22 protein-coding genes and 1 pseudogene are annotated in these 23314 nt (G+C 59.6%); 17 read left to right on the top strand and 6 right to left on the bottom strand.

The features are described 5' to 3' along the window. Positions 1 to 189: 189 nt before the first annotated feature. Genes bamA through lpxB form a run of 6 tightly spaced genes read left to right on the top strand, consistent with a single transcriptional unit; the run spans position 190 to position 7009 of the window. Positions 190 to 2550, top strand: coding sequence for an outer membrane protein assembly factor BamA (gene bamA, locus ACK6D9_RS12840; RefSeq protein ID WP_412048805.1), 2361 nt, complete (start codon positions 190 to 192; stop codon positions 2548 to 2550). A 50-nt stretch (positions 2551 to 2600) separates the two neighbouring features. Beyond that, a complete protein-coding gene (gene lpxD, locus ACK6D9_RS12845) occupies positions 2601 to 3665 on the top strand; it encodes a UDP-3-O-(3-hydroxymyristoyl)glucosamine N-acyltransferase (RefSeq protein ID WP_412048806.1) in 1065 nt (354 codons plus the stop codon). Continuing rightward, on the top strand, positions 3665 to 4135 hold the full coding sequence (gene fabZ, locus ACK6D9_RS12850) for a 3-hydroxyacyl-ACP dehydratase FabZ (protein ID WP_412051807.1): 471 nt from the start codon (positions 3665 to 3667) through the stop codon (positions 4133 to 4135). The genes lpxD and fabZ overlap by 1 nt, the downstream gene beginning before the upstream one ends. Before the next feature lie 8 nt (positions 4136 to 4143). Further along, positions 4144 to 4962 carry an acyl-ACP--UDP-N-acetylglucosamine O-acyltransferase gene (gene lpxA, locus ACK6D9_RS12855; RefSeq protein WP_412051808.1) on the top strand — a complete coding sequence of 273 codons (819 nt, stop codon included), beginning with the start codon at positions 4144 to 4146 and terminating at the stop codon, positions 4960 to 4962. Between the two features lie 5 nt (positions 4963 to 4967). Next, positions 4968 to 5852 (top strand): LpxI family protein, encoded by an 885-nt coding sequence (locus tag ACK6D9_RS12860; RefSeq protein ID WP_412048807.1) that lies wholly within the window; start codon positions 4968 to 4970, stop codon positions 5850 to 5852. Further along, positions 5849 to 7009: a lipid-A-disaccharide synthase gene (lpxB, locus tag ACK6D9_RS12865; RefSeq protein WP_412048808.1), complete on the top strand. Its 1161-nt coding sequence runs from the start codon at positions 5849 to 5851 to the stop codon at positions 7007 to 7009. The genes ACK6D9_RS12860 and lpxB overlap by 4 nt, the downstream gene beginning before the upstream one ends. Positions 7010 to 7124: 115 nt before the next feature. Here lpxB and gltA read toward each other — a convergent pair whose 3' ends face one another. Then, positions 7125 to 8414 (bottom strand): citrate synthase, encoded by a 1290-nt coding sequence (gene gltA / locus ACK6D9_RS12870; protein WP_322990737.1) that lies wholly within the window; start codon positions 8412 to 8414, stop codon positions 7125 to 7127. 322 nt (positions 8415 to 8736) lie between these two features. On the opposite strand from gltA, the gene ACK6D9_RS12875 reads away from it, so the two are divergent. Continuing rightward, positions 8737 to 11262, top strand: a complete 2526-nt coding sequence (locus tag ACK6D9_RS12875) for a ComEC/Rec2 family competence protein (protein WP_412048809.1) — start codon at positions 8737 to 8739, stop codon at positions 11260 to 11262. A 312-nt stretch (positions 11263 to 11574) separates the two neighbouring features. Here the strand turns inward: ACK6D9_RS12875 and lexA are convergent, their stop codons facing one another. From lexA to ACK6D9_RS12895, 4 genes and pseudogenes are all read right to left on the bottom strand, one after another. Beyond that, complete coding sequence (gene lexA, locus ACK6D9_RS12880) at positions 11575 to 12291, bottom strand: transcriptional repressor LexA (RefSeq protein WP_322991080.1); 717 nt, start codon at positions 12289 to 12291, stop codon at positions 11575 to 11577. 270 nt (positions 12292 to 12561) lie between these two features. Continuing rightward, complete coding sequence (locus ACK6D9_RS12885; protein ID WP_412048810.1) at positions 12562 to 12936, bottom strand: hypothetical protein; 375 nt, start codon at positions 12934 to 12936, stop codon at positions 12562 to 12564. After that, positions 12918 to 13625, bottom strand: a complete 708-nt coding sequence (locus ACK6D9_RS12890) for a hypothetical protein (protein ID WP_412048811.1) — start codon at positions 13623 to 13625, stop codon at positions 12918 to 12920. Before ACK6D9_RS12890 ends, ACK6D9_RS12885 begins: the two co-directional genes overlap by 19 nt. A gap of 605 nt (positions 13626 to 14230) precedes the next feature. Further along, positions 14231 to 14494, bottom strand: a pseudogene (locus tag ACK6D9_RS12895) (ATP-binding protein); the annotation flags it as partial. A gap of 87 nt (positions 14495 to 14581) precedes the next feature. Here ACK6D9_RS12895 and ACK6D9_RS12900 point away from each other — a divergent pair. From ACK6D9_RS12900 to ACK6D9_RS12945, 10 genes are all read left to right on the top strand, one after another. After that, positions 14582 to 14788: a hypothetical protein gene (locus ACK6D9_RS12900; protein ID WP_412048812.1), complete on the top strand. Its 207-nt coding sequence runs from the start codon at positions 14582 to 14584 to the stop codon at positions 14786 to 14788. Between the two features lie 269 nt (positions 14789 to 15057). Further along, positions 15058 to 15663, top strand: coding sequence for a molecular chaperone TorD family protein (locus tag ACK6D9_RS12905; protein WP_322990265.1), 606 nt, complete (start codon positions 15058 to 15060; stop codon positions 15661 to 15663). Between the two features lie 106 nt (positions 15664 to 15769). Further along, positions 15770 to 15967 (top strand): twin-arginine translocation signal domain-containing protein, encoded by a 198-nt coding sequence (locus ACK6D9_RS12910; protein WP_412048813.1) that lies wholly within the window; start codon positions 15770 to 15772, stop codon positions 15965 to 15967. A gap of 51 nt (positions 15968 to 16018) precedes the next feature. Next, complete coding sequence (locus tag ACK6D9_RS12915; RefSeq protein WP_322990263.1) at positions 16019 to 19000, top strand: formate dehydrogenase subunit alpha; 2982 nt, start codon at positions 16019 to 16021, stop codon at positions 18998 to 19000. Between the two features lie 12 nt (positions 19001 to 19012). Further along, positions 19013 to 19609, top strand: a complete 597-nt coding sequence (gene fdh3B, locus ACK6D9_RS12920; protein WP_322990262.1) for a formate dehydrogenase FDH3 subunit beta — start codon at positions 19013 to 19015, stop codon at positions 19607 to 19609. A gap of 366 nt (positions 19610 to 19975) precedes the next feature. Next, entirely contained in the window at positions 19976 to 20869 is an 894-nt protein-coding gene (locus tag ACK6D9_RS12925; RefSeq protein WP_412048814.1) for a formate dehydrogenase subunit gamma, read from the top strand. Positions 20870 to 20888: 19 nt separating this feature from the next. Beyond that, positions 20889 to 21017 (top strand): hypothetical protein, encoded by a 129-nt coding sequence (locus ACK6D9_RS12930; RefSeq protein ID WP_412048815.1) that lies wholly within the window; start codon positions 20889 to 20891, stop codon positions 21015 to 21017. Between the two features lie 28 nt (positions 21018 to 21045). Then, positions 21046 to 21237: a DUF6494 family protein gene (locus ACK6D9_RS12935; RefSeq protein WP_412048816.1), complete on the top strand. Its 192-nt coding sequence runs from the start codon at positions 21046 to 21048 to the stop codon at positions 21235 to 21237. Next, positions 21234 to 21980, top strand: coding sequence for a biotin/lipoate--protein ligase family protein (locus ACK6D9_RS12940; RefSeq protein WP_412048817.1), 747 nt, complete (start codon positions 21234 to 21236; stop codon positions 21978 to 21980). Before ACK6D9_RS12935 ends, ACK6D9_RS12940 begins: the two co-directional genes overlap by 4 nt. Further along, on the top strand, positions 21980 to 22999 hold the full coding sequence (locus ACK6D9_RS12945; RefSeq protein WP_322988780.1) for a DUF6352 family protein: 1020 nt from the start codon (positions 21980 to 21982) through the stop codon (positions 22997 to 22999). The genes ACK6D9_RS12940 and ACK6D9_RS12945 overlap by 1 nt, the downstream gene beginning before the upstream one ends. Before the next feature lie 11 nt (positions 23000 to 23010). On the opposite strand, the gene ACK6D9_RS12950 is transcribed toward ACK6D9_RS12945, so the two are convergent. Further along, positions 23011 to 23274 carry a hypothetical protein gene (locus ACK6D9_RS12950; RefSeq protein WP_412048818.1) on the bottom strand — a complete coding sequence of 88 codons (264 nt, stop codon included), beginning with the start codon at positions 23272 to 23274 and terminating at the stop codon, positions 23011 to 23013. Positions 23275 to 23314 lie beyond the last annotated feature (40 nt).

The raw sequence follows: 23314 nt of genomic DNA on the forward strand, positions 1-23314 counted from the left end.
ACCCGTGCTAACGGGTTGTTAACCTTGAAAGTGCTGAGACGTGGCCAAATCGCCACGAGTGTCGGCGAAGTAAACAGAAATTAACTCCGTCCCTTGCTTGTGTATGAAAAGCGGGTAAAACGGGCGCCAGTCATGACTCACGATGCGTGCTCCGTTTGGGGCATTCGAGTAAAAAAGGTAAGTAGATCAATGAAAACCGGTTCAAATCTGTTGAACGCTGTCTCTGCGGTTGCGCTGAGTGCGGGGATCATTGTGACAGGCGCGGGCGTTGCGACGCTTGCCGGTGTTACGGTAGCGGAAGCAGCGGTTGTCAGCCGCATCGATGTTCGCGGCAATTCCCGAGTTGACGCATCCACGGTCCGTGGCAACCTGACGATCAGCCCGGGTTCAAGGTTTGACAACAACGACATTGACGAATCGGTAAAGCGGCTGTTTGCCACCGGTCTGTTTTCTGATGTGCGCATCAGCGTTTCAGGATCGACCCTGATTATCGCCGTCGATGAAAATCAGATCATCAACCAGGTTGTTTTCAACGGCAACAAGAAGCTCAAGGATGCCGCCCTCAAGCAGGTCGTCCAGAGCCGCCAGCTCGGTGCCTATAACGACGCCATCCTGGAAGCTGACGTTCAGTCCATTCGTGACGCCTATTCGGCCATTGGTCGCAGCGACGCGACTGTGACCACCCGTCTGGTCCCGGTCGACGGTGGCCGCGTCAATCTCGCTTTCGAGATCAACGAGGGTGACCGCACCAAGATTTCCGCGATCAATTTTGTCGGCAACCAGGCATTTGGCGACGGACGTCTTGCCGACGTCATCACCACCAAACGCTCGGGCATGCTGTCGTTCCTGACCCGCAAGGACGTCTACGACGAAAACAAGCTGCGGGCCGATGAGGAATTGCTGCGCCGGTTCTACTACAACCGCGGCTACGCCGATTTCCGGGTCATCTCGTCGTTCGCTGAACTTGATGAGTCCAGCAATGAATATGTCGTCTCCATCACGGTGGAAGAGGGCGAACGTTATGTGTTCGGCGATGTCAGCATCGAAAGCACGGTTGACGGCATTGATAGCGAATCGCTCAAGGGCCTGATCGAAACCCGTTCCGGGTCGGTCTACAGCGCTAAGGACGTCGAGGACACGATCCTGGCGATCTCCGACCGCGTCGCCACTCAGGGGTATCCCTTCGCTCAGATCACCCCGCGCGGTGATCGCGATTTCAACAACCGCACCATCTCGGTGGTCTATCTGGTTGATGAAGGTACCCGGGCCTATGTCGAGCGGATCGAGATCCGCGGCAACAGCCGGACTCGTGACTACGTGATCCGTCGCGAATTCGACCTTTCTGAAGGCGATGCCTTCAACCAGGTTCTGGTCCGTCGCGCCAAGAAGCGTCTCGAAGACCTGAAGTTCTTCTCCTCGGTCGACATTTCCACACAGCCGGGCTCGCAGCCTGACCGCGTGATTCTGATCGTTGATGTCAAGGATCAGGCCACCGGCGAATTTGGTGTCGGCGGCGGCTATTCCAACAATGACGGCTTCACCGCCACCGTTGATATCACCGAGCGTAACTTCCTTGGTCGTGGCCAGTTCATCCGCGGTTCGGTTGGCGGTGGTGAGGACTCGCGCGAATACAGCCTGTCCTTCACGGAGCCCTACTTCCTTGGCTACCGCCTCGCAGCCGGCTTCGATATCTTCAAGACCACTGACTCGAGCTACACCGGCTTTGAGGAAGAAAAGCAGGGCATCAATCTGCGCGTCGGCGCGCCGATCACCGAAGACCTCTATTTGTCGACGGCGTTCAAATATACCCAGACCAAATACAACGACTTCACGGCCGCCTCGGTGATTTCCAACCCGGAACTCGCCGTCGTCAATCGTACCGTGGCAAATGGTGGCCACGATACCGCAGCTCTGTCCTACACGCTGTCTTACAGCACGCTGGATGACAGCACCCTGCCGCGCGAAGGCATTTCGGCCCGCCTTACTCAGGAATATGCCGGCTTCGGCGCTGATTCCGACTACATCAAGTCCACTGCCAAGGCGAGTTACTTCCACATGCTCTCCGAAGCTGGCGACGTGATTGGTCAGGTGTCGGCGGGCGCAGGTCACGTCACGTCGACGGGCAGTACCAATCTGGATGTGTTCGACCACCTGTTCCTCGGACAGGAAACCATCCGTGGTTTCGATACCCGTGGTATCGGCCCGCGCGTCTTCAACGGGACCAATTACGTGGGCGCCGCTGGCGGCACTACCTATTTCAACGGCACAATCGAAGCCTCGGCTCCGATGCCGCTGGTTTCGCGTGATCTCGGCCTGCGCTTCAATGTCTTCGCCGATGCGGCGACGCTCTACGGCAATGACATTGCGGCCGCTGATTTTGGCGGACAGACCCTGGTTGGAAACAACATGGATTGGCGCGCTTCCGTGGGTGTTGGCATCACCTGGGCTTCGCCCTTCGGTCCGCTGCGCGTCTATTATGCCGAGCCAGTGGTCAAGGAAAGCTACGACGACCTCAAGACGTTCGGCTTTGGCGCCTCCACGCGCTTCTGATTTGACACGGGTGGCAGCAATGCCACCCGGTCTTCGCAATCGGTCTCTTTATGGACACAACCCGTTTTTTCCCCCCGCATGAAGGCATCTCGCTTTCAGACCTCGCAGGTCTTTGCGGCGCGGAACTTGCTGATCCGGCATTTGCTGGTCGCTGCGTCACCGGGCTCGCTCCGGTTTCGCGTGCAGGAAGTAACGAAATTACGTTCGTGACTTCGCGCAAGTCGTTGCCGCAATTACGCGAATCTCGCGCAGGTGCAGTCTTCGTTCCCCCCCGATTTGTAAATGAAGTGCCGGTCGGCGTTGCCGCGTTGATCGCAGCAGCACCGCAAACCGCCTTTGCGCTCGCCGGAGCAGCTTTGGTGCCCGCAGCGATGACGCCGTCGCGTCTGAGCCGCGAGCTTGACGTCGCACCGGGCGCCATCATTGATCCGTCCGCCCGGCTTGAGGATGACGTCGTGGTTGAGGCTGGTGCGATTATCGGCGCCGGTGTCGAGATTGGCCGCGGTTCTATCATTGCTGCTGGGGTCGCCATCGGTCCGGAGTGCCGGATCGGGCGCGATTGCCACATTGCCCATGGCGTCACGGTCCAGCACACGCTGATTGGCAACAATGTCATCATTCACCCCGGAGCACGCATCGGCCAGGACGGGTTCGGCTACGCGCCCGGTCCGCGGGGACTGGTCAAGTTGCCGCAGATTGGCCGTGTGATCCTCCAGGACCACGTCGAAATCGGCGCCAACACCACGATCGATCGGGGCGCACTTGACGATACCGTGATCGGTGAGGGGACCAAAATCGACAATCAGGTCCAGATTGGCCACAATGTCCGGATAGGGCGTCATTGCGTGCTGGTAGCCAAGGTAGCTGTTGCCGGCAGCACGACGATTGGAAACGGCGTCATGATCGGTGGCGCCGCTGGAATTGCCGGGCATCTGACAATCGGGGATGGCGCTCAGCTTGCCGCGATGAGCGGCGTGGCGAGCGACGTGCCCGCAGGCGCGCGTTGGGGCGGCCAACCGGCGCGTCCGATGCGCGGATTTTTGCGCGATGCAGCCGAAGCCAATGCCCGCGCCTTTGGCAAGGCGGATTTTAGGAAAAGCGGAGAGGATCAATGATGCAGGCCGCGACGAAAACCCTCGAAACTGCCGATATTCAGGAAATCATGCGGCTATTGCCGCACCGTTACCCGTTTTTGCTTGTTGACCGGATCATTGACATCGATGCCGACAATTCGGCCATTGGCATCAAGAACGTCACCGCCAGCGAGCCGCATTTTACCGGCCACTTCCCCGGCAATCCGATCATGCCGGGAGTATTGATTGTCGAAGGCATGGCACAGACTGCTGGCGCGATCTGTGCCAAGGCGACGGGCAGCGGCAAGAATCTGGTCTATTTCATGACCATCGACAACGCCAAGTTCCGCAAGCCGGTTGTGCCCGGTGACCGGCTGGAATATCACGTCACCAAGATCAAGCAGCGCGGCAATATCTGGCGTTTCCATTGCGATGCGATGGTTGATGGCCACAAGGCCGCTGAAGCTGATATCGGAGCCATGCTGGCTCCCGGAGAAAGCGAGTCCGAATGATAACGCCAGTGCCTGCCGCCCTGCATCCGGCCCGCATCCATCCCTCGTCGATCGTCGAAGACGGCGCTCAGCTCGGCCGCGATGTCGAGATCGGTCCGTTTTGTCACATTGGCCCCAAGGTCAGGCTGGGCGACAACGTCCAGATCATGAGCCATGTCGTCATTCTCGGCAGCACCACAATTGGTGACAACTCGGTGGTATTTCCCAATGCTGTTCTTGGCTGCGCGCCGCAGAACATCCATTACAAGGGCGAGGACACCGAACTCGTCATCGGCAATTCCTGTACCATCCGGGAAGGTGTTACAATGCATCCCGGCATGCCGGATTTCGGTGGCAAGACGACGATTGGCGACAACTCGTTGTTTCTCGCCTATTCCCACGTGGCCCATGACTGCCACGTCGGCGACCATGTTATTTTGTCCAACAATGTGATGCTTGCGGGCCATGTCACGATCGGTGATCGGGTGATCATGGGCGGCGGCGCCGCCGTGCACCAGTTCACGCGGGTTGGCCATAACGCCTTCATCGGCGGGTTGGCCGCAGTCAGCAACGACGTCATTCCTTATGGCATGCTCAATGGCAATCCCGGCGTGCTGATGGGGCTCAACATCATCGGCATGCAGCGAGCCGGTTTCGACCGCAAGGCCATCCACGCCGTGCGGCGGGCCTACAAGACCATTTTTGATTCCAATACGCCTATTCGTGAGAACATCACCCGGGTGCGAGAGCAGACCGACAACAACGCCGCCGTGGCCGATATCATCGCGTTCATCGATGCTGAAAGCGAGCGCGCATTGTCATCACCGGCTCGGGGCCAGCGGGGCTGAATACCATGGTCGCTGCGGCTACCGTGCCGTTGATCAAACCGCGGTTGGGAATCCTGGCTGGCAGAGGCTGTTTCCCCGTCCTTGTTTCATCGTCGGCCCGCGATATGGGCCATAATCCCTATATAGTCGCCATCGAAGGCGAGGCCGATCAGGATTGGTCCGGTTTTGACCATTGTGTCCTGGGTATCGGCGATGTTGCCGGCTTGTCGGCGCTTATCCGGCGCGAGAAGATCGGTACGCTGATGCTGGCCGGCGGCATCGATCGGCGCCCTCGGTTCCGTGACATCCGTCCGACCTGGTCGTCGTTGGCGGCCGCGCCGTCCTTGTTGCGGACGCTTTTGTCAGGGGGCGATGACCAGATATTGCGTGCGGCCATTGGGCTTCTCGAAAAACAAGGTGTGCAGGTGGTCGGCGCCCAAACGGTGGCGCCGGGATTGCTGAGCCAGATCGGTCCATTGGGAAAGCTTGAGCCCAGGCCATCCGACCAGGCAGACATCGCCGCTGCCGAGCAAGCCGCGCTGGCGCTGGGCCAGCTTGATGTCGGGCAGGGAGCGGTGTCGGTCGGCGGCCGTGTGATTGCACTCGAGGGGCTTGAAGGAACCGATCTGATGCTCGAACGGGTGGCGGCCTTGCGTGCTGCGGGCAGGTTGCCGCGCGGCCGGGGCGGCGTGCTGGTCAAGATGTGCAAGCCAGAGCAGGATGAACGCGCCGACCTTCCATCGATTGGTCCTGATACGGTCACCAACGCCCACGCTGCCGGCCTTTCCGGCATCGCCGTCGAGGCGGGGCGCACGCTGGTGCTTGAGCGCGAATTGGTAGTGACGTTGGCAAACCGGCTGGGAGTGTTCGTCACCGGTCTCGGACCTGACGATGAAAGAGGCAAGCGATGACCGCGCTCAAAATTGCAGTCGTCGCGGGCGAGCCCTCCGGCGATATGCTTGGCGCCGATCTGGTCCGCGCGCTTGCCGTTGAAACCGGCTCGCAACCCGATCTTGTAGGGGTTGGCGGGGAGCGCTTGATCGCTGAAGGCCTGACCTCGCTGTTTGACTATAGCGAATTGTCGATCATCGGCATATCCGCCGTGATTGGAAAGCTGCCAAAGCTGATCCGGCGGATCGGGCAGACCGCCGATGCCATCATCGCCGCCAAACCGGATTGCCTGCTCATCATCGACAGTCCGGATTTCAGTCACCGCGTTGCGCGCAAGGTCCGCAAGGCGTTGCCGGATCTCGAGATTGTCAATTATGTCTGCCCCACGGTGTGGGCCTGGAAGCCCGAGCGGGCGCCGGCGATGCGCGCCTATGTCGATCACGTGCTGTCAATCTTTCCGTTTGAAGCCGATATCGTCAGGGAACTGGGTGGACCGCCATTGACCTATGTCGGACACAGGCTGACAAGCGATCCGGGGCTGATCGCCGCCCGCCAGGCACAGCTTGCTCGGCGGCAATCGGAAACCACGGACAGCCCGCCGATGTGCCTGATTCTGCCCGGCTCGCGGCGCAGCGAAATAGCCCGCCTCGGCGACGTGTTTGGCGCCGCCGCGAAGCGGCTTTCCCAGCTCAACCCGGACATGACATTCGTTCTGGTGGCCGGTGAGCAGGTCGAGCGCGACATTCGCGACAAGGTGCTCGACTGGGATGTCGATTGCCGGGTGGTTACAGGCGACGTGGCGAAATGGGAGGCGTTCGCGCGTGCCGATGTGGCAATTGCCGCCTCAGGAACCGTGTTGCTCGAACTGGCGCTTGCCGGCGTGCCGCACATGTCGTCCTACAAGCTTGACCCGATTGCCCGACTGGTCATGAGCATGATCACTGCCTGGACCGGAGCGTTGCCCAACATGATTGCCGGCCATGTGGTCGTCTCGGAATACTACGACAAGCATGTGCAGCATGAGCGGTTGGCGCGCGAGGCCGATCAGTTGGCGCGCCAGACGTTGCATCGTGCAGCGATGCTGGCGGATTTCGATCTTGTCTGGGCGCGCATGCAGACCCCCGAACCGGCTTCCGTGCGGGCCGCCAGAACGTTGCTGTCGGTGATTGGCCGCTGACAGGGTTTTCTGTCGCGACGATGACAACTGCACCGGTGAAGTTACAAACCAATCGAATCAAAAAAGGCGCCAGAGGGCGCCTTTTTTGGTTTGGTGATGCCATGTGTTGGCGATCTTAGCGCTTTGACACCGGCACATAATCGCGTGAGGCTTCGCCGGTATAGAGCTGGCGCGGACGACCGATACGCTGACCCGGATCCTCGATCATTTCGCTCCACTGGGCGATCCAGCCGACTGTGCGGGCAAGAGCGAACAGCACCGTAAACATGGTGGTCGGGAAGCCAAGCGCCTTCAGCGTGATGCCCGAATAGAAATCGATGTTCGGGTAGAGCTTCTTTTCGATGAAGTAGCTGTCGGTGAGCGCGATTCGCTCCAGTTCCATCGCCACTTCCAGCATCGGATCGTCCTTGATGCCGAGCTCGCCGAGCACTTCATGGCAGGTCTTCTGCATGATCTTGGCGCGCGGATCGTAGTTCTTGTAGACCCGGTGGCCAAAGCCCATCAGCCGGAACGGATCGTCCTTGTCCTTGGCGCGGGCAACGTATTCGGGGATCTTGTCGACAGTGCCGATTTCAGCCAGCATGGTCAGCGCCGCTTCGTTGGCGCCGCCATGAGCGGGGCCCCACAGGCAGGCGATGCCGGCGGCGATGCAGGCAAACGGATTGGCGCCCGACGAACCGGCAAGACGCACGGTCGATGTCGATGCATTCTGCTCGTGGTCGGCATGCAGGATGAAGATCCGGTCCATGGCACGGGCCAGCACCGGATTGACCTCATAATCCTCGCACGGCACGGCAAAGCACATCCGCAGGAAGTTCGACGCATAGTCGAGATTGTTGGTCGGGTAAACGAACGGCTGGCCGATATGATATTTGTAGGCCATTGCCGCCAGTGTCGGCATCTTGGCGATCATCCGCATCGAGGCGACCATGCGCTGATGCGGGTCGGTGATGTCGGTTGAATCATGATAGAACGCTGAGAGTGCACCAACGCAACCGCACATCACGGCCATCGGGTGAGCATCGCGACGGAACCCGGTGAAGAACCGGCTCATCTGCTCATGCACCATGGTGTGGCGGGTCACGCGATAGTCGAAATCTGCCTTTTGGGTGGCTGTGGGCAGTTCACCATAAAGCAGCAGGTAGCAGACTTCGAGAAAGTCGCCATGTTCGGCCAGTTGCTCGATCGGGTAGCCGCGGTGCAGCAGCACGCCTTCATCGCCATCGATGAAAGTAATCTTGGATTCGCAGGATGCGGTGGAGGTGAAGCCAGGATCGTAGGTGAACGCACCGGTCTGCTTGTACAGCGCCCCGATATCAACAACCTTTGGACCGATCGTTCCGACCTTGATCGGAAGTTCGACCTCGTTTCCGTCCATTGTTAGTTTTGCGTTCTTATCTGCCATGGCATGTCCTTCCACAAATGCAGGCGTCCCGGCGCTTGTCCGACGCCTTGGATGACCGTCCCGGTTTAGCTATATGATTTACGGGACCCTGCCAAGCTATGCACAAGGCTAATTGTGCATCGCCGCATTCGAGTGCCAAGTTTTGCACCCGATCCAATTGCCCTTTGTAACGCATTGGAATTGCGCATGAAAAGCCGCATATCCGTTGCGGAATTGGCCGATCACCGCGATTTTCGGTGGTCGTGCGTTTGCTGCACTATTTATGGTGGTAATGGCATCAAATGCAGGTGTAAGCTGATGTGCATGTAGCGGGGCGTGCACAATGCAGCCAAAACGCACGGAATTGGCAAAGGTGCAGGAGGACGGGAAACCATTTCCTTCCTCCACGGTGCTGCAGCGCCAGGAAAAACCCGCCCTTACTCATCGCCTGCCGGCGCGTCTCACCGAAAACAGGACCGGACAATCTCTCGGACTTCGGAGCCGTTTCGCAGCGGCGCTGGTCTCGGCCAGCGGTGCCGAAACCGGGCACGGACTGGTGCTTTTGCTGGTTCCGGTAATGATGGGGCTGGGCGCCGGCCTTTTCTACATGGCTTCCGTAAACCCGCCGATTCTCCCCCTTGCTGTTGGCTTCCTGTCGTTTTTGCTGATGACGTTGATTACCCGTGCCGGCCGGCCGAAGCTCGCCTGCGCTGCCGGTCTGGCGGCGGCGGTCTTTGCCGGTTCGCTGGCTGCCACTGTCGAACTGCGCGGCGTCGGGCCGTTGCTTGATTCGGACGTAACGACCGAGGTCACGGGTATGGTCGAAGCGCGCGATTTCGACGCGGGCGGCAGGGTGCGCTATCTGATCAGGCTTGCCGGCACCGCCGATCCGCTGATTCGCAGGCCGCCACGGCGGGTCCGTCTGGTCGCGCGATCACCGCACAGCCCGCTGCCGGTGGGAAGCCTGATCAGCGGCCGCGCCCGGCTGTCCGCGCCGTCCGGGCCGGTCCTGCCCGGCGGCTATGATTTCGCTTTCGGCGCCTTTGTGGATGGTATCGGCGCACATGGTTTCTTCTACCGGGCGCCACGGGCGGTGCCCGCCGCTTCGGCAAATCCCCGTCTTGTTGAAACCGCCAGACTCCAGCTCCGGCAACTTCGCGAACACGTTTCGGCCCGTATCCGTTCGCTTCTGCCAGGTGATCCGGGCGGAATTGGTGCGGCACTTACTGTTTCCGACCGGCGCGGCATCAGCCAGGCCACGGTCGATGCGCTGCGCGCCACGGGGCTCGCCCATATCCTGGCCATCTCCGGCCTGCATATGGCGCTTGCCGCTGGCACGTTGTTTGTCGGGTTGAGAATGGCGCTGGCGCTGTTTCCCGGGCTGGTCGAGGCCTGGCCTGTGAAAAAGGCAGCAGCCATCGGCGCCATGCTGACCGCGACCGCCTATCTGTTGATTTCCGGTGGTAGCGTACCGACGCTGCGTGCCTGGATCATGCTGATGGTCATGCTGGTCGCCGTTCTCGCCGACCGGCCGGCACTGACCATGCGCAATGTCGCGCTGGCCGCAATCCTGATCATCCTGATCTCGCCTTCGGCAGTGGTCGGCCCCGGTTTCCAGATGTCGTTTGCGGCAACCGCAGCCCTGATCTCTGCCTATGCTGCGCTGACTGGCCGAAAGCGAAAGCAGGAGCCGGGCCTGAGCAGCGCCCACCGCTTTCTCAAACCACCGGAGTGGCTTGCCCGGATTGTCAGGGGCATGATCGGGCTGGCGATCACCTCTCTGGTTGCAGGCCTCGCCACCGGCCTGTTCTCGGCCCATCATTTCAACAGGGTGGCGGGAAACGGCTTGCTCGCCAACATGCTTGCCATGCCGCTGGTGACCTTCGTGGTCATGCCCTCAGGCCTTGTCGCCATGCTGACAATGCCGTTCGGGCTCGACGCATGGCCACTGCAACTGATGGGTTTGGGATTGCGTGGTGTTGTCGCCGTTGCCCGCTATGTCCACGGGTTGGGCGGCGATCTGCTGGTCGGCCAATTGCCGATGCGCGCCACCGTGGCGGCAGGCGCTGGGTTTATCGTACTGGTCATGCTGCGCAGCCGCCTGCGGATCGCGGGCATCGCCCTGATTACCGCAGGCGCCGTGCTGGCGCTGCCGCCACTGGCGCCGCGGGCTCCCGATATTCTGGTCAGCGAAGATGGCCGCCTGATTGGACTCAACACCCCCGATGGTCTTGCCAGCAACGCCGCACGCCCTTCGGAGTTCACCTTCCGGCAATGGCAGACCGCTCTGCGCGGTCCGCAGCACCTGCCGCCAGTGACCTACAGCACCGCTTTGATCGCCACATCCACCGAGCCCGAAACACAGGCGGCCCGTGAAATGCAGGCAAAAATTCTCGATCCGCTGATGGCCGCTGCCGCAGACCAGCCCTCCCGGTTTCAGTGCGCAAGGCGGGGCGTCTGCGCCGCGCTTTACAAGCAGGCGACAATCATCGCCATTGACCGTGCCGAACTGATCGGCCCGGCTTGTGACCGCGCCGATCTGGTGATTGTCGCCATCCCTGTCTATATGAGCGCCTGCCGCTCCGGCGCGACGCTGATCACGTCGCGAAGCCTGCGCCGCAGCGGTGCCTTGGCGATCCGCATCGTCGCCGCTGACCAGCCAGCGCCGCCGCCGGGCATCGGGGCCACTGCGGCCACCATGGGCGATTCGCGGGCTGTGCGTGGAACCGGTCGTATCGACGCTCGTCGCCGCCCTTCCAAAAATCGTCCGGTGTTTGACATCGAGGCAGCCCTTGAGGGTGTCGTCAGGCCGTGGACCGTCCAGCGCTATTATGACTGGCGGACGCAAAGCTATGATTTGCCGCAATAGGGCGGATCGAACCCACATCGCGCAAAACCGTGCAGCGGTTCCGGGATGCCGAATTTCTCAAGTTAATCCCGGTCCGGTCTGAGGTGCGGGCTTCAGTCGACCACGCGCACAGGCCGCATAAACAGTCCGTAGCAGCGGAAGCCGGCGCAATACCGTCCCGGTCAGTGCCAAGGCGCCAGAATCTCTCTTTCGTCCACCCGCTCATGAAAGCGGCCAGGAAATCCGAAGGAATTTCCGGGCCGCTTTTGTCGAAAATCTTACCGCGCGGTTTGCGCGTCAGGTCATGGAAGCATTCAGCAGGGCAGGGCGGTTTTAGTGATAGCGCCGGATCAGGCCCACCAACTTGCCTTGCACCTTGACCCGGTCCGGTCCGAAAATTCGGGTTTCATAGGCCGGGTTGGCGGCTTCCAGCGCAATCGACGCGCCCTTGCGGCGAAACCGCTTCAGCGTGGCTTCCTCGTCATCGACCAGCGCCACCACGATATCGCCGGGGCTTGCCGTCGACACATTGCGGATCACCACCGTGTCGCCATCGAAAATACCGGCCTCGATCATCGAATCACCCTTGACCTCAAGCGCGTAATGCTCGCCCGGGCCGATCATCTCCACCGGAACGTTGATGTTGTGGGTGTTGTTCTGGATGGCCGAAATCGGCACGCCGGCGGCGATCCGGCCCATCATCGGCACTTCCGCAGTGGTCGCCGGCTCGTCATTGGCGGCAGGGGTTGCGCGGCGCACCGATTCTGGTTTGCCAAGGCTGCCCTGGATCACGCTCGGCGAAAATCCGCGCCGCGGCTGCAAGTTGTTCTGGTAGCTGTCAGGCAGCTTGATTACTTCCAGCGCCCGGGCGCGGTTGGGCAGCCGGCGGATGAAGCCGCGCTCCTCAAGCGCCGTAATCAGCCGATGAATGCCGGATTTGGAAGCAAGATTAAGCGCATCCTTCATCTCGTCGAAGGAGGGGGGGATGCCGCTTTCCTTCATTCGTTCGTGGATGAAAAGCAGAAGTTCGTGCTGTTTGCGCGTCAACATGATCCATACGTCCCGGTGCCCGAGGAGAAACAAAACCAGAACCGAGATACCATGTTCTATATGTGTTCCGCAAGAGCTTGGGAAACATTGACGGAACATTGACGGCGCGAAACATAAACGGGAACGGAACTTGGACGCAGGGTCTGGTTCGCAGCAGTGGGCACCCATCCCGCCGCGAGCGAACCGATCCCCCCATCATGGCAATGGCCAAGCAACGAATTGTCCTGGTGCTCGCCATATCGGGTCACGGTTGATGCTTCCATACGCGTCTTACCAACCGGAGCCCTCAATACACTGGTTGAACTCAGCCGAGTTGTAATCCGTGTATCCGTAAACACAGTCCGCGAGCACCGCTCCGCATTGACCGGCTTGTTCACCCTGGTAACTGGTCGAACAATAATTCGATACTTCGGCGAGTACTTGCTGTTGGCCTGCGCCGTCCGGATTTGCCTCATCGGCCGTTTCCTGTTGGCCATCCTGCTGCTGTTCGGCAGGGGCTGGTGCCGATGCATCTTGCGCTGCCTTGTTCTCGCGCACTGCATAGAGGCAGTTGTAGAAGTCATTGGTGCCGAGTCCGTAGGGCGTACAGCTCTCGACTTCCTCACCGGTGAGATCAGGAAAATCGGCTATCGCCTGATCCAGCAATTGCTGGTCTGTCTGCCCTTGGTCTGGCGACCGGATGTATCACCGCTGGTATCAACAGCTTGACCCTGGCTCGCCTTGTTGTCCCGTACCGCGAAGAGGCATGTGAAGAAATCATCCGAGCCATAGCCATAGGTGGTGCAACCATCGATCTCCTCCGGGGTGATGTCCGAAAATTCATTCTCGACGCGCAGGTTTATGGCTTCGCTTTCCACCCCGGCATCCAGGCAATCGAAATAGGGTGAACTGTCTTCGCCATAGTTCTGGGCACAAGTAGAGAGGTAGCCCATCGGCAGCGATGAGTAATCCTTTGTCGCCCGCGGATCAGCCGCCTGACCGGCAGTGTTGCCGGAATTGGCATCGGTTGTCGGATCGCCTGGACCGTCTTCAAGCTCCTCAAGCGTGTCCATCAGCGCTTGATCGACGCAGTCGTTATAGCCTTTGTCATCCTTGGGGCTGTCGGGGTATCTGGTCCCGCAATCCTGTTGCCTGGCTGCGGTCACGAGGGTGTAGTCATTGGAGGAACGCGGATCGGGTGCCGGAGTCCCTGGAGCTGCGCCGTTGCCCGTGGTTGTACCATTGCCGGTAGCAGCAGCCTGGCGCAAAACCTCGTCGGCGCAATCCCAAAATGCCTTTTCGTTATTGTAGGCGGGAGACTTGGCGTCAGTGTTGGCCCGCTCGCCCCCCCCCATGAGGCAGCGGGTACCTGACTGTAGTCATTGTTGGCTCTGGTGTCCTGTGGATTGGTCAACCAGTCTGCATCTTTCGCTGTGGAGCTGATGGCGGGAGTTCCTGTTGCGGCAGCGCTCAGCTCTGCATCCATGCAGTCATAGAACCCCTTGTCGTCCTTGGGGCTGTCGGGGTGTTTGTTTCCACAGGCCAGTGTCTCGGTGGGCTGCACGGCGCTGTAATCGTTGGCAGCCCGAGGATCCGGGGCAGGCGTACCGGCCGGAGTAACCGGATTGGGCGCTGTTGGAGTGCTGGCAACCGATGCGAGGCCGAGATCAGCGCAATCCCAGAAGGCTTTTTCATTGTTGAAGGTCGTCTTGGATTTCGCGTCAGTATTGGCAGCCTCGCATTTTTCCCAGGCCGCGGTCGGGATAGCGCTGTAGTCGTTGGCGATCCGGCTGTCCTTGGGGGCCAGGGTCCAGTCGACAAATGCCTGCGACCCCCCTGTTGCTGGAAGCCGCAGCTTTCAGGCCGCTGTCCATGCAGTCATAGTAATCCTTGTCGCCTTTCGGGTGTTGATTTCCATTGAGAACTGACCCTGTATTTCCACCGAGATTTGACCCGCCTATCAGTTGTGTTTCGGGTCTGGTGTTGCGGTCAATTTCCTGTTTTTCTCCTTTGTGGATTTGGCGTCGTGCGCCGAGCTGTTCTTGAAGCGGAAGCTGTCGTTTCCGGTTTCGAGGATGTGGCAGTGATGGGTGAGCCGATCCAGCAGCGCAGTCGTCATCTTGGCGTCGCCAAACACGCTGGCCCATTCGCTGAAGCTGAGGTTGGTGGTGATGATGACGCTGGTGCGCTCATAGAGCTTGCTCAGAAGATGGAAGAGCAATGCGGTCGAAGCACGATCCGGCGCGGATTTTGGCGTGCGCGGGTTCCGCTGGCACCTTGAGGATGACCCGGATCAGTGGACCTGGCCCGCTTGACGATCAAGCGTGTAAACGCACTCTGCTTTGTCCACATGCTGGCGGCTGCGCTTGGCCGCGTGGTCGGCCACGAAACGTCCATGCAGATCGTTGCGGAGGAACGTGTTCGGGGGCAAGGCGCTGATCCGGTCTGCCATCATCGATCCGATGGCGTGATCTCAGCAGTTGATTTACCCAATCAGCTGTTTTGTCTTCGTTTTTAGATGATGCCTGATCGTCCGCGTAATGGAATGGCTCTCTATCGCATTGGTTGTACTGGGTGGCGCCAGAACAGCCGACGCACTCCATTATGAAATTATGAGAGGTTGAGGAGCTATACCCACCGTTGTTGACTCTATCGGAAGGTTATAACCGAATGAAAGAAGCGGGTATTCATTGGTTTAGGGTTTCGAAGTTCTGCATTTATTGAGCAATTAATTTGGATTGATTTGCGGATGGAAACATGGTCTCCTTCTAAAGTGGGAGAGGGTATATGTTGAATCAGCACGCTTTTTCGACCAACCAGATTGATGAGGCCGATCAATCGCGGGTTCATGTCTACCGGCTGCTGGCGCGATTGTTGCGCGAGCCGGCGGATGCTGCCCTTCTTGCCGCTCTGGGCCAGATGACCGGCGACGATTCCGAACTCGGTCAAGCCATCACTGTTCTCGCCGATGCCGCCGCTGCAACCAGCATGGCTGCCTGCCGCGATGAGTACAATGTGCTTTTCATCGGTCTGGGCAGGGGTATCCTGACCCCGTTCGGCTCCTATTACCTCACCGGATTCATGCACGAGAAGCCACTGGCTCGCCTGCGCGACGATATGCGTCCGCTGGGCATTGCCCGCAGCGATGACGTCAAGGATCCGGAAGACCATGTTGCCGCGTTGATGGAAATGATGGCCGGATTGATTGATGGCAGCTTCGGCGCTATTCGGTCGGTATCAGCGCAACGGGCCTTTTTTGACGCCCATGTTGCAAGTTGGACACCGCATTTTTTCAAGGATCTCGAGGGCTGTGCCTCGGCCGATTTTTACAAGTCTGTCGGCCGTATCGGACGCCTGTTCATGGCGATCGAACAGGAAGCATTCGAAATGTAAACCGCGTTTTTTTTGCGGTAGTTTTTTCAGCGCGTATTGCAGTCCGGAAGAGACACCCGGCCAGGCTGCTGCAAACGGTTCCAGGTGTCGAGAAGTGGAGATCATCATGAAGGCAAAGACAGAGGATGCCACGACTGACCGTCGCAGGTTTCTGAAATTCGCCGGGCTTGGCACGATTGCCAGCGGAGCGGCTCTGGTCACGGGTACGGCAGCTGAGGCGGTCGAAATTACCGGACCGAAGACCGCCGCCGGGTACAAAGAGACCGATCACGTCAAGGCCTACTACGCCAGCACTCGGTTCTAAGGATCGGCTCTGGTCACCGTATTGGACGGGACAAACACAAGGAGAGTTAGCATGCTCAGGAAGAAGACAAATGGGGTTGCGAGAGGCCCCCGGCTGTCCTCGACGGTAGCAGAGCTCGGGGCTACGGCAATTGATCGCCGTACATTCCTCAAGCGCTCGGGCCTCACCATTGGTGGGGCGGCAGCCATTACCTCGCTTTCGGGCGGAATGGTGAAGCGAGCCGAAGCTCAGACAGCCGAAGGCACCCGGAACGTCGAAATCAAGAAAACGGTCTGCACGCATTGTTCCGTCGGTTGCACGGTTATTGCCGAGATCGAAAACGGTGTCTGGACGCGTCAGGCGCCCGGCTATGATTCTCCGTTCAACCTGGGCGCCCATTGCGCCAAGGGCGCTTCCGTCCGCGAGCATGCCCATGGCGATCGCCGCCTGAAGTATCCGATGAAGCTGGTCGGCGGCAAATGGCAGCGCGTCTCCTGGGACGAGGCCATCAACGAGATCGGCGACAAGATGCTCGAGGTGCGCGAGACCTCTGGACCGGATTCGGTCTACTGGCTCGGCTCTGCCAAGCATTCCAATGAGCAGGCCTATCTGTTCCGCAAGTTCGCGGCCTACTGGGGGACGAACAACGTCGACCACCAGGCGCGCATCTGCCATTCGACAACGGTGTCCGGTGTTGCCAACACCTGGGGCTATGGTGCGATGACGAACTCCTACAACGACATCCACAAATCCAGGTCGATGATCCTGATCGGGTCCAACCCGGCCGAAGCGCATCCGGTGTCGTTGTTGCACCTTCTCAAGTGCAAGGAAGAAAACAACGCGCCGCTGATCGTTTGCGATCCGCGCTTTACGCGCACGGCAGCCCATTCCGATGAATTCGTGCGGTTCCGTCCCGGCACCGATGTGGCGCTGATCTGGGGCATTCTCTACCACATTTTCGAGAATGGCTGGGAAGACAAGGAATACATCCGCACCCGCGTCTGGGGCATGGATCAGATCCGAGACGAAGTTAAAAAGTGGAATCCGGCCGAAGTAGAGCGTGTGACCGGGGTACCCGGATCCCAGCTTGAGCGGGTCGCTCGCACCTTGGCCAACAACCGGCCAGGTACGTTGATCTGGTGCATGGGTGGCACGCAGCACTCGAACGGCTCTTCCAACACCCGCGCCTATTCGATCCTGCAGCTGGCGCTGGGCAACATTGGAAAGTCCGGCGGCGGCGCCAATATCTTCCGCGGCCACGACAACGTTCAGGGTGCCACCGATTTGGGCGTCCTGGCTGACACGCTGCCTGGTTATTACGGCCTGACGGCGGGTGCCTACGCCCACTGGGCGCGTGTCTGGGACGAAGACCTTGACTGGCTCAAGGGCCGTTTTGCCACGATGAAAGGCAAGGACGGCAAGAACAAGCAAATGATGTACGAGACCGGTATACCGGTGTCGCGCTGGATCGACGGTGTCCTGGAAGCCAAGGAAAATATCGATCAGCCCGACAAGACCAGGGTCATGGTGTTCTGGGGCCACGCGCCGAACTCGCAAACCCGCCTGCCTGAAATGCAGAAGGCGATGGGGATGCTGGATCTGCTGGTGGTCGTCGATCCTTACCCGACGATGACAGCGGTGCTTCAGGATCGCCAGGATGGCGTCTACCTGTTACCGGCATCGACCCAGTTCGAGACATCCGGGTCGGTAACGGCATCCAACCGCTCCATCCAGTGGCGCGAAACCGTGATCGATCCGCTGTTTGAATCACTGCCTGATCACACCATCATGTACAAATTCGCCAAAAAATTCGGTTTTGAGGACAGAATGTTCCGCAACATCGAGGTCAATGGCGAGGAACCGCTGGTCGAGGACATCACCCGCGAGTGGAACCGTGGCATGTGGACCATCGGCATGACCGGGCAGTCGCCCGAGCGCATGAAGTCGCACATGGAGCATCAGTACACCTTCGACAAGACCACCTTGCGTGGTGTTGGCGGGCCGCATGACGGCGAATTCTACGGCATGCCCTGGCCTTGCTGGGGGACGCCCGAGCTGAAGCATCCCGGTTCGGCGGTGCTTTACGATGTATCGACCCCGGTTGCGCAAGGCGGGATGGGTTTCCGTGCCCGCTTCGGTGTTGAACGCAACGGCGACAACCTGCTGGCGGAAAACAGCTGGCCGGTTGGCTCCGAGATCGAGGACGGCTATCCAGAATTCACGATGGCCATGCTCAAGGGGCTTGGATGGGACAAGGATCTGACCCCCTATGAACGACGCATGATCGAGTATGTCGCAGGCATCCTTGATAAGCGACCTTCGGAGGAGGAGGTCGGGGAGACATCCGATCAGGGTGACATTCCTTCCGATTATGACCAGAAGATCGAAGGCGTTAACTGGAAAGTCGACCTTTCCGGAGGTATCCAGCGCGTCGCGATCAAGCATGGCTGCGCGCCCTACGGCAACGCCAAGGCACGCGCCGTGGTCTGGACGTTCCCCGATCCGGTGCCGCTCCATCGCGAACCACTTTATGCGCCCGACCGCGAGATTGTGGCCGACTATCCGACCATCGAGGACAAGACCTTCTGGCGTCTGCCAACGGCCTTCAAGTCGATCCAGGATGTCGACTTTGCCAAGGACTTCCCGATGATCATGACGTCGGGACGACTGGTCGAGTATGAAGGAGGGGGGGACGAAACCCGTTCCAACCCATGGCTGGCCGAACTGCAACAGGACATGTTTGTCGAGATCAACCCGTTCGACGCAAACAACCTGGCCATCCGGGATCGTGACATCGTCTGGCTGCACAGTCCTTCCGGCGCCAAGATCAAGGTCATGGCCATGGTCACCGAACGGGTGGGCCGGGGCGTCGTCTTCTGTCCCTTCCATTTTGGTGGCCAGTTCCAGGGCGTTGATCAAAGGCACAAATATCCTGAAGGCGCCGATCCGATCGTGCTTGGGGAGGCGTCCAACACGGCGCAAACCTATGGCTACGACATGGTCACACAGATGCAGGAAACCAAAACTACACTTTGCCGCGTTGAGCGGGCATAGGGAGGACACACTATGGCTAGAATGAAATTCCTCTGCGACGCCGAGCGCTGTATTGAATGCAATGCCTGTGTCACGGCTTGCAAGAACGAGAACGAAGTGCCCTGGGGCGTCAACCGGCGTCGGGTCGTCACCATCAATGACGGCAAGCCCGGGGAGCGGTCGATTTCGGTGGCCTGCATGCACTGTTCGGATGCGCCGTGCATGGCGGTCTGCCCCGTCGACTGTTTTTACCAGACGGCAGATGGCATCGTGTTGCACGACAAGGACCTGTGCATTGGCTGTGGCTATTGCTTCTACGCGTGCCCGTTCGGCGCGCCGCAATATCCCCAAGCTTCCAACTTCGGGTCACGCGGCAAGATGGACAAGTGTACCTTCTGCGCTGGTGGTCCGGAAGAAGACAATTCCGCCGCCGAGTTCCAGAAATACGGTCGCAACCGTATTGCGGAAGGCAAGCTGCCGCTTTGTGCCGAGATGTGCTCGACCAAGGCGCTGCTGGCCGGCGACGGTGATACGGTGTCCAACATATACCGTGAGCGCGTCGTCGCCCGTGGCTTCGGCGCTGGCGCCTGGGGCTGGGGTACGGCCTATGATCAGAAGAGTGGCGGTTGACCGACATGTGTCGATCTCAGACGGATTGGCAGGCGGGCTTATGTCCGCCTGTCATTTTTCGTTAGACAGTATCCGGATACCGGGAGTTCACCGATGATTAGTCTGAAGACCCGATTGGCGTCCACGCAGCTTTTAGCAGCCGCAGTTGCATTTGCCGTTCTCGCTTTTGTCGCTCTGTGCCTGCCACTTCAGGCCCATGCCCAAAGCACGGTCCGTCCGCCCGAGAATGCGACAACGGCCATTGCGCCGCCCGGACCTGCCATGCAGGGCAATGTGCAGCCAACTCAATCAGATGCGGAAATCTGGCATGACATCCGGCGAGGTGAGGTCGGCAGGTCGTCGACTCCGAATCCGTCGGGCGGCCAGATGATTCAATCACAAGGCGAGGACTGGCGGCTCTACCGCCAGGGCCCGACGCATGACTATCTCGGCTATGCGATGCTCGCAACGCTGGTCCTGCTGGCGCTGTTTATGGCGATACGCGGCCGCATCAAGGTCGAACATGGGATGTCCGGCATCAAGATCAAGCGCTTTTCCACACTGGAACGGATGAGCCACTGGCTGATGGCGCTGTCGTTCATCATTCTGGGGATCAGCGGCCTCAACGTCACTTTCGGGCGTTCGTTGATCCTGCCATTGGTTGGCAAGGATTTATTTGGTCCGATGTCTGGCTACCTCAAGGCCGCCCACAATTATACCGCCTTCGCCTTCATGTTGGGTTTGGCCATCGCCTTCGTGCTTTGGGTCGTGCACAACATTCCCGACCGCACCGACCTCAACTGGCTGGCCAAGGGAGGGGGGCTTTTGAGCAAGTCGAGCCACCCGCCGGCGAAGAAGTTCAATGCCGGTCAGAAAGTCATCTTCTGGGGGGTGATGGTGCTTGGGCTGTCATTGTCGGTCTCGGGCTGGGCGTTGCTGTTTCCGTTCGAGCACAGCCTGTTTTCGGATACGTTTGCCCTTTTCAGTTATATCGGCATCGATGTGGCGCATATTCTGGGCCTGCCTGAAGCACCTTACAGCGCCATCCAGGAGCAGCAACTCAACAGCGCCTGGCACGGCATTATCGCAGTCGTGATGATTTGCCTGATCTTTGCCCATATCTATATCGGAACCATCGGTATGGAGGGTGCTTTTGACGCGATGGGTTCGGGCGAGGTTGACTTGAACTGGGCCAGGGAACACCATTCGATATGGGTTGATGAGGTCATGTCTGAGAAGACGGACCCGGCCGACGCGGCGGTTGCCGCGCCAGCCGAATGATGATGAGAGGGAACCGGATATGAAAGCATTTCTTCTCAGCGTCGTGGTATTGCTGCTGGTCGTGGCTGGTGCCCGGTTCGGTCTCAAGCCGCTTTGGGAAACACCGTCGGACGCAGTTTATTCAACCGGGAATGTGCGCCTGAATTGAAACAGGCACAAAAAACGAGAGTGATACGATGAGTGACGAAGCCTTTAACCTGTCGATGCGCAAGTTTCTCAAGCAAGTCGGCGTAACGTCGCAGCAGCAGATCGAAGCACTGGTGCGGTCCGGGAACGCCGGTGCCGGCCCGCTGAAGCTCAAGGCCGTGCTGACAGCTGAAGGCACCGATCTGGAGCACGTTGTCACCGGCGAAATCGAGTTGCCTTGATCGCCAGCATGCTGCCTGCACCCGATTTTCCGCCGCTGCTGACCGGACATGCGGTGCCCACCCATGAGGACCCGTTAAACGTTGCATTTGAAGGGGCCAGGCTTGGCCGCTTCGGTGCGGGTGATCTTTGCTGGTCCCTGGCAGAAACGCATGCGCGTGCCGCCGTCGTACTGGAACCCGAATGCTCTCTTGCCAAAGCCTTGCCAATGGCGCCGCTAATGATGGTAGCAATCGGCGATGCGCTGGGGGCAATCGGGCCGCCGAATCTGGCCTTGATGTACCATTGGCCGACAACATTGCTGGTCAATGGCGGTGAAGTGGGCGAGGTTTTCTTGCGCGGGCCAGAAGCTGCGGGGCTTGGGGATGTTCCGGAATTCATCGTTGTGGGATTTTCCGTGGCGATGAGTTTGCCAGCCGAGGCCTTTGACGCACCGGGACTAGTCCGCGATACAACTGCCCTGTTTGAGGAAGGGTGCGGCGATCTCGACCGGACCCAGGTCATTGAGGCGGTGGCGCGGCATTTTCTGTCATGGGTCGATACCTGGGAGCATGACGGCTTTGACGCCGTCCATCAGCATTTTCTCGGGCGCATGCAACCGGCGGACATGCTCACGGTGCAAATCGGCACGGTGGCACACGAAGGCCGGATGGTCGGCATAGATGAAGATGGCGGCTTGCTGCTTGATGGCGCAGGCGGTGTCAGTGGCCTGTCGCTGGCTCAGGGATTGGGGATGGCCGAGTGATGCAGGCAAAGGACAAGGTGCAGGGTGTGATCTGGAAGTCCGCTGGTCAACATTTGACACACAGGCTGGACAACGGATGGCTGGCGGTCAGTGGTGATTTTCTGCGCGCCTATTACACCCGCCCGGAAATCCACCCTGTCGAGGAAAGCTGTGCCGTCGAGCACGCCCTGTTCGAGCGCTTGATGCAGGACCCGTTTGCATCGGTTGGCGCAGATGAACTCTCCGCGATTGCCGATCCGGATGCAGTTGCCAATTATACGCTGGTGCTGCGGTTTCGCGATCACCTGGTCACCAAGGGATCGATTGAAGCGGCCTATGCCTCCTTGTTCGCGCCCGGTGCGCCGCAGATCCCGCCTGTGTTTATCAGCCAGATGACGCACCTGATCATGGGCAACATCCTGGGCGACGAACGCGATGCGCGGGTGGCGCGCGCCGCCGAGCTGTTTTTCCGCGAGCAGACCGCGACCACGTCAAATGAGCGGATGATGCTGGCCGATGCCGAGGTGGTCGAAACCCGCGCGCAACAATCCGCTCTTCTTGCCCTGTCCGACCCCCGCCGCACCGAAGTTGCCCTCGACATCCTCGACGCAGACAATGCGGCCGAATACTGGGCGCGCGCCGACCGGTTTGACCTCGCCCTGGATTTCCGCTTCTCCGAACCGGGGCAGGATGCCTTTGCCCGACTGATCGAGCGCTGGATCAAGCACTTTCTGGATTTGCGAGTCCGTGTGCAGCCGCTGCAATCAGTCAAGAACGAGCGCTGGTCCTGGCATGTCGGGCTGGATGCCGAAGCCAGCCGCATCCTGAACGCGCTCTATCAGGGCGAATATCTGCCGGAGCAGGGCCAGGGTAGCATTGCTGCGTTGTTCCGGATGGAGTTTCTCGATTATGACCGGGTGCTGGACAAGATGCGCCGCAAGCCGGCCTTTCTCGGGCTGGCCATCGATGCGCATGACCGCATCCGGATGAAGCCGCAAAACCTGCTGATCAACCTGCCTTTGACCACCGTACTGCAGTAGCCGGCGAGGGACTATTTGGCGCTGATTGAAATCGCGGTGATTTTGCCGACGCCGTTGTCACCCGCGGAATCATAGTCGATGGTGACACGATCGCCAGCCCTCAGCCCCTCCGGAACCAGGTCACCGGCGGGTGTCATATCCCACACCGTCTTGTCATCCAGAATGAGAACGTGATCGACCCGGTCGAAGGCAACAACGACACCGCTTGTCGAGTCAGCCAGGGCAGGGGTTGCCAGTATTGATCCAAGAATTAAGGCTGCAGGAAATAAGCGCATGACATCCTCCGCACGGCTTGACCGACGCTGAATGTGCGCC

The sequence above is a fragment of the Hoeflea sp. Naph1 genome (assembly GCF_046837775.1).
In the GTDB taxonomy this organism is placed as follows: Bacteria; Pseudomonadota; Alphaproteobacteria; order Rhizobiales; family Rhizobiaceae; genus Hoeflea.

Coding starts and splice junctions, on each gene's coding strand:
- bamA (WP_412048805.1), top strand. CDS start 190: ATGAAAACCGGTTCAAATCTGTTGAACGCTGTCTCTGCGGTTGCGCTG.
- lpxD (WP_412048806.1), top strand. CDS start 2,601: ATGGACACAACCCGTTTTTTCCCCCCGCATGAAGGCATCTCGCTTTCA.
- fabZ (WP_412051807.1), top strand. CDS start 3,665: ATGCAGGCCGCGACGAAAACCCTCGAAACTGCCGATATTCAGGAAATC.
- ACK6D9_RS12860 (WP_412048807.1), top strand. CDS start 4,968: ATGGTCGCTGCGGCTACCGTGCCGTTGATCAAACCGCGGTTGGGAATC.
- lpxB (WP_412048808.1), top strand. CDS start 5,849: ATGACCGCGCTCAAAATTGCAGTCGTCGCGGGCGAGCCCTCCGGCGAT.
- gltA (WP_322990737.1), bottom strand. CDS start 8,414: ATGGCAGATAAGAACGCAAAACTAACAATGGACGGAAACGAGGTCGAA.
- ACK6D9_RS12875 (WP_412048809.1), top strand. CDS start 8,737: ATGCAGCCAAAACGCACGGAATTGGCAAAGGTGCAGGAGGACGGGAAA.
- lexA (WP_322991080.1), bottom strand. CDS start 12,291: ATGTTGACGCGCAAACAGCACGAACTTCTGCTTTTCATCCACGAACGA.
- ACK6D9_RS12890 (WP_412048811.1), bottom strand. CDS start 13,625: ATGGGGGGGGGCGAGCGGGCCAACACTGACGCCAAGTCTCCCGCCTAC.
- ACK6D9_RS12905 (WP_322990265.1), top strand. CDS start 15,058: ATGTTGAATCAGCACGCTTTTTCGACCAACCAGATTGATGAGGCCGAT.
- ACK6D9_RS12910 (WP_412048813.1), top strand. CDS start 15,770: ATGAAGGCAAAGACAGAGGATGCCACGACTGACCGTCGCAGGTTTCTG.
- ACK6D9_RS12915 (WP_322990263.1), top strand. CDS start 16,019: ATGCTCAGGAAGAAGACAAATGGGGTTGCGAGAGGCCCCCGGCTGTCC.
- fdh3B (WP_322990262.1), top strand. CDS start 19,013: ATGGCTAGAATGAAATTCCTCTGCGACGCCGAGCGCTGTATTGAATGC.
- ACK6D9_RS12925 (WP_412048814.1), top strand. CDS start 19,976: ATGATTCAATCACAAGGCGAGGACTGGCGGCTCTACCGCCAGGGCCCG.
- ACK6D9_RS12930 (WP_412048815.1), top strand. CDS start 20,889: ATGAAAGCATTTCTTCTCAGCGTCGTGGTATTGCTGCTGGTCGTGGCT.
- ACK6D9_RS12935 (WP_412048816.1), top strand. CDS start 21,046: ATGAGTGACGAAGCCTTTAACCTGTCGATGCGCAAGTTTCTCAAGCAA.
- ACK6D9_RS12945 (WP_322988780.1), top strand. CDS start 21,980: ATGCAGGCAAAGGACAAGGTGCAGGGTGTGATCTGGAAGTCCGCTGGT.
- ACK6D9_RS12950 (WP_412048818.1), bottom strand. CDS start 23,274: ATGCGCTTATTTCCTGCAGCCTTAATTCTTGGATCAATACTGGCAACC.